The sequence below is a fragment of the Acuticoccus yangtzensis genome (genome assembly GCF_001927245.1).
Taxonomy (GTDB): domain Bacteria; phylum Pseudomonadota; class Alphaproteobacteria; order Rhizobiales; family Amorphaceae; genus Acuticoccus; species Acuticoccus yangtzensis.
Window position 1 is genome coordinate 17,196 of record NZ_MJUX01000016.1, and the last position, 13,646, is coordinate 30,841.

The following is a 13,646-nucleotide window of genomic DNA, read 5'->3' on the forward strand; positions in this document are numbered from 1 at the left end:
ACCGCGCTCCGCGCACCTTGAGGCCGGATTAGAGCGGCGGCGGGGCGTGGTCGCTGGCCAAGTCTCGCGCCGCTCGAGGTTGGCCGGGACGTCAGCCGGGGAAGCCGGCGAGGCGGTCGAGGCGGGCGGTGAGGCCGGGGTGGCGGTCCAGGAAATCCAGTTCGGCCCGCAGCGCGGTGCGGAACACGTCGAGGTCCCGGTCGGCCAGGAACGCGCGGTAGAGGCGCGTGATCGGGTCACGTGCGGCGGGCAGCTCCACCGTCTGCACCGGCGCACAGGTACATCCGGCGACACCCGTGCGGCGCGTCATATAGGCTGCCACATCGGCCGCCTTTGCACCGTCGAGGCATAGGAGATCCTGCGCCGTCGTGGCCCGCTCCAGGAGGCCCGCCACATGGCGCGCCCACAAGAGGCGCCCGAAATCGAGGTCGAACCCGTCGCGGCGCTTCAGGCTCTCGGCCACCAGGGAGGGATCGCGCAGGACGAGAAGCTCGGCCGGGCGGGACCCCATCGCCGCGAAGGCGGCCTGCCAGACCGGCATGAGGCGGCAAAGGCGCGGGTCCTTCACCACCCAGCCTGCCGCGGGGGTCAGTCCTGCGTTCGACGCCTCCGCCTCCAGCCGCACGAGGACGTGCCGCAGGGCCGCCCCGTGGCGCTCGACGAATTGGGTGCCGCGCCGGGAGAAGCCGGCCTCCCCCAGCGCCGACCAGCTGAGATTGAGCGTGGCGAGGAGGCGGTTGTGCCAGGCGACGATCTCCAGCGGCTCGAAATGGCCCTCGGGGTTGGAGCGCGACGTGCCGCCCATGGACGTGCCGGGGACGGCGAACCCGTTCGCCACCATCTGCCGCGTCAGGAAGCTTGTGCCGGAGCGGTGCATGCCGACGACGAGGGCCATGGGATGGCGCAGCGCCGGCTCGGCCCCGGCCTCTGGGCTGGAAGAGGAGGGAGCGCCGGGAGAGGGTGGGATGCCGGGAGAGGACGCCGGCGTCGCCTCCAGCCGGGCCAGCGCTTCCATCCCCTGGAGCGGGCGCGCCGCGTCCTCACTGCGCCATGCGTCGATGAGGGAATCCAGCGCCAGGGACACCGTCTGCCGGGGCAGGTTGCCGAGGAAATAAGGCGGCTTGTCGGGGGCGAGGGCGAAGGGCCGCCCGGTCTCCTGCGCGAAGGAGGTCTTCAGCGCGCCCCAGGCCCCCTTCACCCGCGCCGAGGTCGTGGTGCCGCCGTGGTGCTGGTGGAAGGTCGCCTCGCCGAGCGGCACGAAGAGCGGGCCGCCGGTGGCCACGGCGCGGCTATAGAAGTCGCTGTTGGCGAGGCCGCCGCCCGGCAGCGTCACCTTCTCGTCGAACCCGCCGAGTTCCTCGAAATGCTCGCGCGCAACCATGAGGGCGCACGATTCGGCCATCGGGGCGAACCAGCCGCCGCGGCTCGACCCCGCCCAGCAGGCGATGGAGAAGAGCTGATAGGGGCGCTTCGGGAAGGCGATGGAGGCGAGGAGGGCGTCCTCGATGGCCGCATCGTGCGTACCGTCCGGCACCGCGTCCTGCTGCGGCCGCGCGCCGAGGTGCATGCCGTGCACGGCGACGACGCCGCGCGGGTGGATGCGGATCGCCTGGCGGCAGCGCTGCAGGATGCCGGGGGAGAGGATGCGCGCCCCGTCGACGCACAGGAGCACGTGGTCGCCCGTGGTGCGGCGCACGGCGCGGTTGACCGCGACGGAGAGGGGCAGGTTTTCCGGCTCGGCGGTGTAGGTGAGGTTGGCCGGGAAGGCGGCGATGTCGGCTTCGGTCAGCATCGCGTCGGAGGGCATCTCGGAGAGGGCGATGTCGTAGGCGTCGGCGTCGATCCTCTGATAGTCCGGCGACAGAGAGAGGATGGTGCGCGGCAGCTCGCGCCGCATGCGGTAGCCGATGACGACGACGGAGATGTGGCCGGGCTTCTTCCCACCGCGCGGTTTGGCGCTGCCGCCGGAGGCCGGAGCCGGCACCACGGCAGACCCGGGCGCGGCAGATGCAGGTGCGGCATCGGCAGGTGCGGGAGGGACGGTTCGGGCGAGAACGCTCGCCGTGTCCTTGCCCGCCGCGGCGGTGCCGCCTGATGTGGGAGCGGCGTCGCCGTCCTCGAGGTCCTTGAAGATCGACGGCGCACCCGTGGTCAAATTCGACCGCCAGTCCTCCGCCGAGGACTTATATTCCAGCTTCTGCCGGAAATGGACGATCTCGCGCACCTCCTGGACCGGGCGCATCTCGAACCCGTCGAACCAGGAACGCGTCGCCGCGGCGCGATGGAAAGCGGTCATGATGCCCGGCCCCGTCACCGCCCACACGTTGTTGGAGACGCGCTTCTCGATATTCTCGATCGCCTGCTCAATCACCTTGGCGAAGAGCGGGTCCCGCGCCGCCCGCACGAACAGGAAGTCGTTCGCCACCCGGACCTGACGCATCATCAAAAGGCCGCGCCCCGCCTTTGCGATATAGGCCGGGAGGCCGCCCCCGTTCTCGCAGTCGGCGTCCACATAGACACCGCCTTCCATGAAGAGGGCGCAGTAGCGGAAGAAGTCGGCCTGCATGGCCGGCACGGCGCACCTGCGGAAGGCGGCCACGGCTCGCACGCCCAGATGCTCGGCGATGTAGGCGTCCGCCGTCTCGGTAGTGAAGCGGCGGTAGGTGAAGCCCGGATCCGCCTGCCAGCCGGCCATCAGCGTCGCCACCTCCTCGGGCGGCACCGCCGTGTTCCAGAACTGAAAGAGGTTGCAGGCGGTCATGAGGGGCTCCAGCCGTGACGGTCCCGCCCTCTTAACCGCTTTGCGCAGTGCCCGGCGAGACCCCCGCCCGGCCGCCCCAATCCAGCCTCGAGCAGCGCGAAGCGCGATAGGCCGAGAAAGCGCCTCAAGGTGCGCGAGGCGCGGTAGGCCGGAAAAGCGCCTCAAGCAGCGCGCCGCGCTGGCGCGACCACGCCGCGCCGTCGCTCCAACCCGGCCTCAAGGTGCGCGAAGCGCGATAGGCCAAGAAAAAGAAAGCTCGGGCACCCACCAAAGGACAGGCTTGGTCTGTCCCCCGGACCCGGCCATCACTGCCCGCAGACGAGGCCCCTGCACAAGGGCCGCTTGTGTTTTGCTGTTGACGGGCCCCGCCGTCAGGATCGGGCCGCGGCCGGCTGGCGTCCGCGACGGCCGGCTCCAGAGGACAGACCAGCGGCACCCCCTCCCTGTGACGCCGGAAAGGTGGGGCCGCCGTGATGTGACGCAGGACGCGGCACCCCCTCCCTGTGACGCGGAAAGGTGGGGTCGCCGTGATGGGGCGCGGCAAGGCGGAGCTGCCTGACAGAGCGCACGCGGTGAGGCGAAAGCGCCGTGATGCGGGGCGTCGCGGCGGCGATGCGCGCGATGGGGCGGGCGGAACGCTGCAGGACACGCGGGACGGCAACCCCGCATCCGTCTCCCCGATGCCCAAAGACGGAATTGACCGGCCGCCGGGAGCGTGGCCACATCGGCGGCCGCCGCCCGGCCTGCCCGAGAAGGCCCGGCGGACCCTGCCCACCCCAGGCGCCGGATGACACACGCCCGGATGCCCTCCAACCCACCACGATCGGCACGCCATGATGACCCGCAGAGGCCCGTCCATCGCCCTCCTCATCCTGTGCGAGGTGCTGGCCGTCACCCTCTGGTTCTCCGCCACCGCCGCCGTCGCAACCCTCATCGACGACGGCACCCTCACCCGCCAGGAAGCCGGCCTCCTCACCAGCGCCGTCCAACTCGGATTCGTCGCCGGAACCCTCATCAGCGCCTGGTTCGGCCTCGCCGACAGGTTCGACCCCCGCCGCCTCTTCGCCCTCTGCGCGCTGCTCGGCGCAGGGATCAACCTCATGATCCTCGTCACCGGATTCGACAGCACCGCCACCGTCGTCCTGCGCTTCCTCACCGGCGCCACCATGGCCGGCGTCTACCCCGTCGGCATGAAGATCGCCGCCGGATGGGCCGGACGCCGCGTCGGCCTCCTCATAGGCACCCTCGTCGGCGCCGTGGTGCTGGGATCGGCCCTCCCCCACCTCGTCACCGCCCTCTCCGGCCTCGACTGGCGCACCACCATCGTCGCATCCTCGGCGGCCGCGGCACTGGCGGCCGGCGGCATCCTCACCATCGGCCTCGGCCCGCGCCACGCCGTCAGCCCCCGCTTCGTCCCCGGCGAGGCGCTGGCGGCCCTTCGAAAACCGGCCCTCCTCCTCGCCAATGCCGGCTACCTCGGCCACATGTTCGAGCTCTATGCGATGTGGGCCTGGATCGGCGTCTTCCTCGTCTGGGGCCTCACCGAAGCGGGCGGTGCCGCCCCCTCCGCCAGCCTTCTCACCTTCGTCGTCATCGCCTCGGGCGGCGCCGGGTCCATCCTCGCCGGCCTCGCCGCCGACCACTATGGACGCACCCGCGTCACCATGGCCGCCATGGCCGTCTCGGCCACCTGCGCCGCCACCATCGGCCTCGTCCCCGCCCTCGGCGCCACCGCCCTCATCGTCGTCGCCATCGTCTGGGGCATCACCATCGTCGCCGACTCGGCGCAATTCTCCACCGCCGTGGCGGAGCTGACCGAGCCGCGCCTCGTCGGCACCATGCTGACGCTGCAAACCTCACTCGGCTTCCTCCTCACCTTCCTGACGATCCAGGCCATGCCCTTCCTCATCGCCGCGCTCACCTGGCGCTACGCCTTCGCGGTGCTCGCCATCGGCCCGGCCCTCGGCGTCCTCGCCATGGCCCGCCTGCGCCGCGAGCCGGACAGCATCAAGATCGCCGGCGGGCGCCGTTGAGACCGAAGGATCAGCGCGCCGCCACCGGATCGCGGAAGGCGTAGGCGGTGTATTCGTAAAGCCCGTAATCGGCGCGCAGCACCACATGACGTCCGGCCAGCGTGAAGAGGAAACGGGCCAGATCGTCCATCGGCACGTGAAAGAGATCGTCCCGCCGCCAGTCCACCACCGCCGACATCACGTTGAAGGCGACCCCGCGCCGGGCGAACGGCCACAGCCGGGTCAGCGTCGCCGTCATGAAGTCCCACATCGCCGCCTCGCCCACCTCGGCACGCACGGTGAAGAGCCCGTTGAGGACGATGTAGTCGAACATCCCCGGCAGCGCCGGATCGGGCGCCGCCAGAAGATCGCGCACCAGGAAGGCGGTCTCCGGGTGGTCCGCGCCCGCATCCTCCGAGCCCGCATGCTTCGAGCCCGCATGTTTCGCGCGCGCCTCGGCGATCGCGGCCTGCGAAATGTCGGTGCCGAGATAACGCGCCGGGGCGCGGCCGGTGGCGGCGAGGTGGGTCAGGAAGGCGCCCGTCCCGCAGGCGACGTCGCACAGGCTGGCCCCCCGGAAATCCCCCTTGGCGACGCCCGCCATCACCTCGAACCGGGTGACCCTGTCGGCTTCGTTCGGCCAGCCCGCCCCTTGCGCGGTGTCGCCATGGCGGGCGAGCGCGGCGTCATAATAGCGGGCGATCGCCTCGGGGCTCCTGCCCGTCTCCGGCGCCGTGGAAGGGGGGCTGGTCTTGGTCATGCGGGTTCCGTGACGGCGCGCGCCGCGTCGGCGGCGATCGCCTCCAAAGGATGGGTCCAGAGGTCGGCGAGGAGGGTGAAGAAGGGCCCGTCATAAGGCGCCATGAACTCCAGAGCGAGGCCGCGCCCGGCGAAGAAGTCCGCCTCGTAAAGCCCCCGCCCGCCGGACGCGTTGACGTAGGTCGTCGCCCCCGCCTGCACCGCGATGGCGGCGATCCGCTCCGCCTGGCGCACCTCCTCGCCGATCGTGAAGTCCGACGAGCGGGCGAACGGCGTGGCGATGCCGAGCGCCCGCGCCGTGGCGGCGATGTTGGCGATGACGAAGCCGGCCGGGTCGTCCATCGGCCCGCCGAGCGCGGCGGCGATACCGTCGACGCCCTGCGGGGGCGAGCCGCACAACGCGGGGACCCCCGCCAGGCGCGCGTCGAACTCGCCGCGCGCGCCGGGGGCGAAGGCGAGATGGTCGATCCGCGTCGTCTGGGGCTGTTTGGCCAGCGGCAGGGTCAGCCAGCGCCGCCCGCCGGCACCGTCCGGCACCTCGGTCCTGTGCACCCGCCCGCGCCGCGGAAACTGCACGCAGTCGAACAGGATGAAGAGGTCGACCGCCGCGATCAGCCGGAAATAGCCCCCATAGGGGTAGAAGTAGGGCTGCATCACCGCGACCTTCATGCCGCGTCCTCCCTCGTCCCGTCCTGTCCCGTCCCCCGCCGCCGCTCTCAGCGCACGCTTTTGTCGCCCGCCTTCAGGCGCACGAAGAGGCCGGACGCGGTGTCGATGCTGCCCTCCGCCCGGCGCGCCTCGAACTCCTCCGCGCCGAAGGCCTCGGCCTCGAAGGTTTCGCCGAGGCGTCCCCCGTCGCGCGCCTTCAGCCACTCCTTCCAATGGCTCGCCGTGGTGGCGTGCACCCCCGCGACGTCGCTGAGATGGGCGGCCACGTTGTCGATCTTGCGGCTGAAGCGCGGGAAGCTGGTGAACGGCAGATGCGCCATCAGGAGGTTGACCGCCGGCGTGGTCGGCTGCCGCGCCCCGTCCGCGCCGATGAGATGGTGCGCACCGACATCGAACCGCGCCGCCGTGCGCGGGCGGAACATCGGCCGCGGCGAGATGCGGTGCTCCAGCCAGCGCACCCCCGGCACCGGCACCCCGTCCTTGAAGGCTTGGCGCCGCTCGGCGATCAGCGGCAGACAGGCCGGGTCCCTCAGCCGCGCGGCCATCTCCCCCGGCACCTCGCCGCGCCGCCGCGCATAATTGTAGCGCGGCACCGACAGCGGCGCCTCGCCGACGAGCTCGGGGAGTTCGGCGACGGGGCGTTCGGCGACCACGAACTCGTCGGCGTCGCTCACCAGCACCCAATCGGGATGGCCGGAGAGGATGGTCGCCATCGGCTCGGCGGTGAAGGAGAGGAAGGCGCCGGCCGCATCGGGCTTGGCCATGGCGAGCGCGCGCACGCGGGAATCGCCGCGCGTCAGAGCCTGCGCGGTCGCGGCCATCTCCTCGGACGGCTCCACGGCGACGATGACCACCTCGTCGAACCCCGCGGCGAGGCGGTTCTGGGTGGCCGGGCCGATGACCTCGAGGTCGTCCTTCACCGAGATGATGGAGAGAAGCTTCACGTCGCCGTGCCCTGACCGGGGGCCGTGTCCTGCGCTGCGGCGGGGGCGGTCCCGGTCAGGAGCGCGTAACCGAATCCGTCGCGTCCAAAACCGTTGCCATTATAAAGGACGAGGGTGCGATTCCCGTCCGGCACGATCTGCGGATAGGCCTGCATCTCGCCGTCCCAGTCGCCGGCGGCGGGGACGGGGTCGAGGCCGATGGCCCCCGTGCGGGTGAAGTTCAGTCCGTCGGCGGAGGTGGCGGCGATGAGGCGGTAGCGCTGCTCGGCGTCCTCGCGGAAATGGGCGCGGCCGCGCGCGGTGAAGAGCATCAGCCAGCCCTCGGCGGTCCGGTGGACGGCGGCGCGCACCAGGCCGCCTTCGTCGCGGCTGGCGAGCGGCACGTTGGCGTCCGGGTGGACCTGCCAGTCGAGACCGTCGGCGGAGGAGGCGTAGAGGAGGTCGTAGACCGGCTCGGGCTTGCCTTCGATCATCGCCCATTCGGTGAAGCGGGAGAACCACATGCCGAACGGGCGGCCGGGCGTGGCGTCGGTGGCGAACACGGTGGGAAGGCCCGCCCCCAGCGGAAGATGCGGCGAGGGGCCGAGCAGCGGCCCGCCGAACTTCTCGAAGCTGCGCCCGCCGTCCTCGGAGATGGCGACGCCGACATTGGGCCTATAAGGCACGTCGCTCTTGCGGCTGAGGCCCATGTAATAAAGGAAGATGCGCCCACCGACGGCGATCGCCGTGCCGGGGCCGATGCCGTGCTCGTCGAAGGCGCCGGGTGCGCCGACGTCGAGCACCGGATCGGGGTGCAGGGTGGCAAGGCTCATGTCGTCCGGGTGGACGTCGGCGGCGAAGATGCGGCTGGTGTTGTGGCGGTCGCGCCCGGCGAGGAAGATGCGCCAGACCGCGCGCTCTTCTTCCCCTTTCTGCGCCCCCTCCGCGGTGTCCCGACGGGGATCGAGCGGCAGCATGGTCGGCGCCTGGGCGTGGCTGATCCAGAGCGGATTGTCGGTCGGCGGAATGAGGATGAAGCCGCTGTGGGTGTTCTGGCGGGTCAGGGACCAGGGCATCGGGGACAGGCAAGCGGCAGGATCAGCCATCGCGGCTGAGGCGGAATCGGTCGGTCGAAAGGGCTTGGTCGGGAACGGTTTGGTCGAGAGCGTCATGGGCGAGCGATGGCCTTGAATATCGATAAACTCTGAGGGCAATCTCCGACCGGCGCGTCGCGGTCAAGTATCGGCAGCGCATCCGGATAGCAGATCTTATGATTGTGATGGAGACGGAGCGCAGCAGGCTCCGCCGTCTCCGGCCGGCCGGCGAAGGTGCACCGGCGGTCCCGTAAATTTGACAAATATTGGTCCGTTGGGCGCCGCTTCTGGGGCGCGGTGCGGGGCTCACAACAGGTGGGCGATCCGCTTGCTCTTGAAGGGCTTGATCTCCGCCGCGTGGCCGACGGCGACCGATTCGTCCGGCAGGTTGGCCTTGATGACGGCGGCGTTGAGAAGGGCGCAGCGGGCGCCGATGGTGATGCCGTGGACGATGCCCGCCTGGCCGCCGAGATAGCACTCCGGTCCGATGCTGGTCGCCCCGGCGATGCCCACCTGGGAGGCGATGAAGCAGTGGTCGCCGACGCTCACATGGTGGCCGATATGGTTGCCGCTCCAGATGATGACGTTGTTCCCCACCGCGGCGAAGGGCTGGATGATGTTGCGCTCCAGGATGATGACGTGCTCGCCGATCAGGTCGGTGTCGATGTGGCTGTCGGGGTGGATGAAGGAGGCGAAGGCGTAGCCTTTTTGCTTGCCTTCCAGGTAGCGGTCGCGGCGCACGCTGTTGAGGCCCTTGTAGGTCAGGGGGCCGAGCAGCGGCAGGCTACCGGGGGGGAAGTGGGTTTCGATCTCGTCCCACGGCACCGCCGGTTTGCCGCGGAACTCGCCGCTGCCGGGCACGTATTCGCGGTCGACCGTGTAGGCCTTGATGGTGAGGTTGCTGTATTTTTCGAGATAGACGCTGATGACGTCGGCCACCATGCCGGTGCCGAACAGGACGACATCCTGCGCGGTGCCGGTCGGGGCGAGGGTGGCGGGGGCGGGCGTTGGCATCATGATACGCGAAGCTCTGACTGGAGAAGGGCGGCGAGGACGTCCTCGTCGATGCGGTAGGACGAGCGGTCCTGGTAGGTGCTGTCCGCCGCGGTGAAGCCGCCGACGAGGGCGACGAGGTCGAGGCCGATGTCGCGCATCGGCTGGGCGAGCAGCGCCTGGCGGGCGATGGCCCCGTGGGTGAGGAGGCACACCCGCGTGCCGGGCCGGGCGAGCAGCAGGCCGAGCGTCGCCGAGCCGCTCTGCACGACGATCTGGCTGGCGCCGCGATAAAGCGCGAACTGCTGGATGAAGGAGAGCGTCTCGGGCCGCGTCTCGGCAAAGCCGTGGCCGGCGAGGAGGGCGGAGACCGCCTCGTGGTTGGCGATCGCCCTGTGGCGCGTGGCGTCGCGCGCCAGGTAGAGCCGGCCGTCGGCGGGGGCGTCCTCGTCAGGCAGGCCGAGGCGGATGGCGAGTTCGTTCGCGGCGGCGGTCAGGAGCGCGGCCAGAGGCTTCGTCGGCATGACGATGGCGTTGGTGTCGACGCCGACATCGGTGGTGACGATCTTCGGGCTGTAGCCCCAGTTGGTCATCGCCCAGAGGCGCCCGGCCTCCACGCGCAGGCCCCGCGGCACCTCGATGACCGGGTGACGGGCGCCGGTGAAGGCGAGCACCGCCTCCTTGTGCTGATGCGGCATGGCGGCGTCGATGAGGATCGGGATGCCGGTGATGTCGATGGTCTTGCGGATCGACAGGAGGCGGATGAGCTCTTCGGCCATGAAGTGGCCGAAGGACATCGAGCTGGCACCCATCAGGGTGATCGCCTCGGGAAGGGTCAGAACGTCGGTGCGGCGGCGATTGTCGATGATGTGGAGGGTGCCGCCCTCGCCGTGGAAGACGATCGGCTCGAAGGCGCGGTCGACCGGCAGGCGCTCCGCCTCGCCCTCCTGGATGTCGAACACATAGGTGCCGTTCTTCAGGCGGATGGCGGAGGTGTGGGCGAAGGCGCTGGCGCTGCGGAAGGCGGCGAGCTCGACGCGGCGGGAGGGGCCTTCGAGGACGGCGGTCTCGGCCGGCTCGCCGATGGTGCGCGGCGGGTCGAGGCGCACCGTCTCGCCGCCTTCGTGCAGGACGTGGACGGTCTCGGCGTGGCGCGCGGCGGCGGCGCTGAAGGGGACGATCTCCTGGGTGTGGAGCTGGGTTCCGGCGCCGAGCCCCATGGCGGCGGCATAGCGGGCGAAGGCTTCCTCCAGGGGGAAGGCGGCCTTGAAGACGGATTTGGCCTTCATGCCCATCATCAGCGGGACGGGACGGCCCTCGTGGGCCATCCGCATCACCTTGGCGAGGTGGGTGCGTTCGGCGGCGCTCACGGTGGTGGCGCCGGCCAAGGCCGCGTCGCGGCGGTGTTCGAGAAGGCGGTCCTCGAGGGTGAATGCGGCGTCGGGCGCGCCGTCGTCGGGCGCGTGGTTACCGGACGCGAGGTTACCGGGCGCGGCGTTGGCGGGCGCGAGGTTGCCGGGCGGGGCGGCGGCTCTGTCGGGGGCGGTGCTGTCGGTCATCCATATCTCGGCTGGCGTTCGGGCCGGGCGTCTTCGGCGTGGGTGTCGTCCCTGCCGGTGAGGCGCAGCGTGTCGAGGACGAAGGTGATGTCCTCGCCGGAGAGGTCGATGGCGGCGGGCAGGCCGAGCTGGCGCAAGGTGAGATCTTCGGTGACCGGGAGGGCGTCGCGCGGGGCTTCGGCGAAGGCGGGCTGGCGGTGCAGTCCCATGCCGTACCAGCGGCGCGCGCCGATGCCGCGTTCGGCGAGGCGTTGCTCGGCGAGCTGGCTGGCGGCGGCGGTGGGGCTTTGGAGGAGGACGTAGGCGGCGCTGATCTCGGGCGCGGTGAGAAGGGTGCCGATCTCGCTCCGGGTGCCCTCCCCCTCCCGGTAGGCGGCGGCGATGCGCCCATAGGCGGCCTCGCGCCGGGTCCACTCGTCGAGGCAGGCGAGGCCCATGGCGGCGTGATACTCGGAAAGCTTGCCGTTGAACCCTTCGAAGAGGGCGAGGCGTTGGTCGGTGACGCCGAAGCAGGTGATCTGCACCACCTGGAAGAGGCGCGTCTCGTCGGCCCACAGGACGGCGCCCCCTTCCGCGGTGGAGAAGGATTTCGTCGCATGGAAGGAGAGCGTCGCCGGGACGGTGGCGGAGACGAGGCCGGGGTCGCGCACGAAGGCCTCGAAGGCGGGGGCGGCGTCGACCACCACGGGAATGCCGGTGCGGGCGTGGACCTCTTCCCAGGCGCGCATGGCGGGGGCTCTGCCATAGGCGGCGACGGGCAGGATGAGGCCGGCCTTGCCGAGCACCGGGTGAGCGGCGACGGCGGCCGGATCCAGCATCGCCGTCTCGGGATCCACGTCGGCGAAGTAGGGCTGGTAGCCGCAGCGCATCACCGCCAGCGCGGTGGCGACGAAGGTATAAGAGGGGATGATGGCGAGCGGGCGTTCCGCCGTGGCGCGGCCGGCGCAGGCGAGGATCGCGGCCTCGATGGCGGCGGTGCCGTTGGAGGCGGTGACGAGGACGGTGGAGGGCAGGCCCGTGCTGCCGCCTGCGGTGAGGAGGGCGTTGAGGCGCTCTTCCAGGCGCTGCACCAGCTCGCCGCGGTTGGAGTACCAGCGGTTGGCGTCGATGCGCGACAGATAGGGCATCAGCGCCTCGGCCGCCGGCAGGCGCGGCGACTGCACCTGCGAGAGGCTGGGGGCCAGCGGGGTCATCGCCGGGCGCCGGGGTCTCGTCATGCTCCGCTCTCCGCCCCGCTTTTTGTTTCTGTGCGGCCCGGTCCTGTTGGGGCTGCCGCCGGGGTGGGCGGCGGGCCGGGCAGGGTTAGCTTATGAGGGGACGGGCGGCGGCGCCAGCGGGGGCGTTCGCCGCCGGCGCATCGGCGGGCTTCGTCTGTGCTAAGGGGCCCTTTGCGTCAGCGGCCGGACGGCCGGTGCGACGGAGCCGAAGGGTGAAGATGACCGACACGCACGGGGCAAGCCGGGGCCGGGGGAGCCGGGGCGGGAGTTGGAGCGCGAGGAACGGCGGGACGGACCGGGACGCGCGGCCGGCCGGATCCGGGCGGTCCCGCTCGCGGCGGATTGGGCGGCTTGGGTGCGGGCGGCTCGCGACTGGACGGCTTGGGTTCGGGCGGCTCACGACTGGGCGGCTTCGGTCAGGGCGGCTCGCGTCTGGGGTGGGCCGATGACCCTGTGGTGTCTCGGCTCGGTCAATCTCGACCGGTTCTACCGCGTGCCGCACATCCTGGCGCCGGGCGAGACCCTGGCGGCGCACGGCTTGGTGACCGGCATCGGCGGCAAGGGGGCCAACATGTCGGTGGCCGCGGCGCGGGCGGGGGAGCGCGTCGCGCTGATCGGCGCGGTCGGCGAAGACGGGGTGTGGGCGCGCGAGAGTCTGGCACAGTGGGGCGTCGACACGCGCTATCTCGAGGTGGCCGAGGGGCCGACGGGCCACGCCATCATCGCCGTGGCCGACGACGGCGAGAACACGATCATCATCCATCCGGGGGCCAATCACCGGATCGGTCTCGCCGCGGTGGAGGCGGCGCTGGCCGAGGCGGTGCCGGGTGAGTGGTGCCTGATCCAGAACGAGACCAATCTGCAGGTGGAGACGGCGGAGCGGGCGCGGGCGGCGGGGCTGAAGATCGCCTATGCCGCCGCGCCCTTCACGGCCGAGGCGGCGGTGCGGATGGCGCCGCTCGCCGATCTTCTGATCCTGAACCGCGTGGAGATGGAGCAGCTCCAGGCGGCGACCGGGCGCGGTCCGGCCGCGCAGGGTGTTCCGGCCGTGGTGGTGACGGCGGGGGCGGACGGGGCCTTCCTTCATGCCGCCTCCCCGTCCGGTGGCGGGGCGTCCGGAGAGGGGGTTCCGCCTCGTCATGTTCCGGCGGTGCCGGTGGCGGCGGTCGACACCACGGGGGCGGGCGACACCTTCACGGGCTATCTTCTGGCCGGTCTCGGAGCCGGGATCGAGGGGCGGCGTCTTGGGATGGTCGAGGCGATGGGGCTGGCCGCGCGGGCGGGTGCGGTGATGGTGACGCGGCACGGCACGGCCGACGTTATCCCCAGGCTGGACGAGGTTCGCGCCATATGACGTTGTGATGAATTTTGTGGGTTGACCGGGTTTGGCGTGGCCCATATACCCCGTTCACCGCAGCGGCGGGGCGGCCTTCAGGGGCTGGCCGGCGGCGCGGACGGGCTTCCAAGCTTTTGAAAAAGCGGCGAAGTTCGGGTCATCCTCCTCTTTTCGGAGAGGGGGTTGAGGGTCGGGTGCGAGGCTTTAGAGCGGCGCTCCCGGGTGGTGGATCGGAGCTTTCGAGTGCCGCGTCCGCCCTGGTGTCATTGGCACCCGAGGGTGCCTCCGGGTGCTGCGCAAAGCGGCCCGGCCCTTGAAAAAGG

General features: G+C 71.2%; 10 protein-coding genes. 2 read left to right on the forward strand and 8 right to left on the reverse strand.

What is annotated here, in order from left to right:
- Positions 1-91: 91 nt before the first annotated feature.
- Positions 92-2,761, reverse strand: a complete 2,670-nt coding sequence (locus BIX52_RS21895; protein WP_075223240.1) for a glycosyltransferase — start codon at positions 2,759-2,761, stop codon at positions 92-94.
- Positions 2,762-3,594: 833 nt separating this feature from the next.
- On the opposite strand from BIX52_RS21895, the gene BIX52_RS21900 reads away from it, so the two are divergent.
- Entirely contained in the window at positions 3,595-4,794 is a 1,200-nt protein-coding gene (locus BIX52_RS21900; RefSeq protein ID WP_245803272.1) for an MFS transporter, read from the forward strand.
- A gap of 10 nt (positions 4,795-4,804) precedes the next feature.
- On the opposite strand, the gene BIX52_RS21905 is transcribed toward BIX52_RS21900, so the two are convergent.
- From BIX52_RS21905 to BIX52_RS21935, 7 genes are all read right to left on the reverse strand, one after another.
- Positions 4,805-5,533: a class I SAM-dependent methyltransferase gene (locus BIX52_RS21905; RefSeq protein WP_075223241.1), complete on the reverse strand. Its 729-nt coding sequence runs from the start codon at positions 5,531-5,533 to the stop codon at positions 4,805-4,807.
- Positions 5,530-6,201 (reverse strand): WbqC family protein, encoded by a 672-nt coding sequence (locus tag BIX52_RS21910; RefSeq protein WP_075223242.1) that lies wholly within the window; start codon positions 6,199-6,201, stop codon positions 5,530-5,532. The genes BIX52_RS21905 and BIX52_RS21910 overlap by 4 nt, the downstream gene beginning before the upstream one ends.
- A 47-nt stretch (positions 6,202-6,248) precedes the next feature.
- Positions 6,249-7,145, reverse strand: coding sequence for a glycosyltransferase family protein (locus BIX52_RS21915; protein ID WP_075223243.1), 897 nt, complete (start codon positions 7,143-7,145; stop codon positions 6,249-6,251).
- Positions 7,142-8,200 (reverse strand): glycoside hydrolase family protein, encoded by a 1,059-nt coding sequence (locus BIX52_RS21920; RefSeq protein WP_075223244.1) that lies wholly within the window; start codon positions 8,198-8,200, stop codon positions 7,142-7,144. The genes BIX52_RS21915 and BIX52_RS21920 overlap by 4 nt, the downstream gene beginning before the upstream one ends.
- Before the next feature lie 324 nt (positions 8,201-8,524).
- Positions 8,525-9,235 (reverse strand): acetyltransferase, encoded by a 711-nt coding sequence (locus BIX52_RS21925; protein WP_083553130.1) that lies wholly within the window; start codon positions 9,233-9,235, stop codon positions 8,525-8,527.
- Entirely contained in the window at positions 9,232-10,770 is a 1,539-nt protein-coding gene (locus BIX52_RS21930) for a glycosyltransferase family 61 protein (RefSeq protein WP_075223245.1), read from the reverse strand. The genes BIX52_RS21925 and BIX52_RS21930 overlap by 4 nt, the downstream gene beginning before the upstream one ends.
- Positions 10,767-11,987, reverse strand: coding sequence for a DegT/DnrJ/EryC1/StrS family aminotransferase (locus tag BIX52_RS21935; protein WP_083660705.1), 1,221 nt, complete (start codon positions 11,985-11,987; stop codon positions 10,767-10,769). Before BIX52_RS21935 ends, BIX52_RS21930 begins: the two co-directional genes overlap by 4 nt.
- A 445-nt stretch (positions 11,988-12,432) precedes the next feature.
- Here BIX52_RS21935 and BIX52_RS21940 point away from each other — a divergent pair, with 445 nt between their 5' ends.
- On the forward strand, positions 12,433-13,341 hold the full coding sequence (locus BIX52_RS21940; RefSeq protein ID WP_075223247.1) for a ribokinase: 909 nt from the start codon (positions 12,433-12,435) through the stop codon (positions 13,339-13,341).
- The last annotated feature ends 305 nt before the right edge of the window (positions 13,342-13,646 follow it).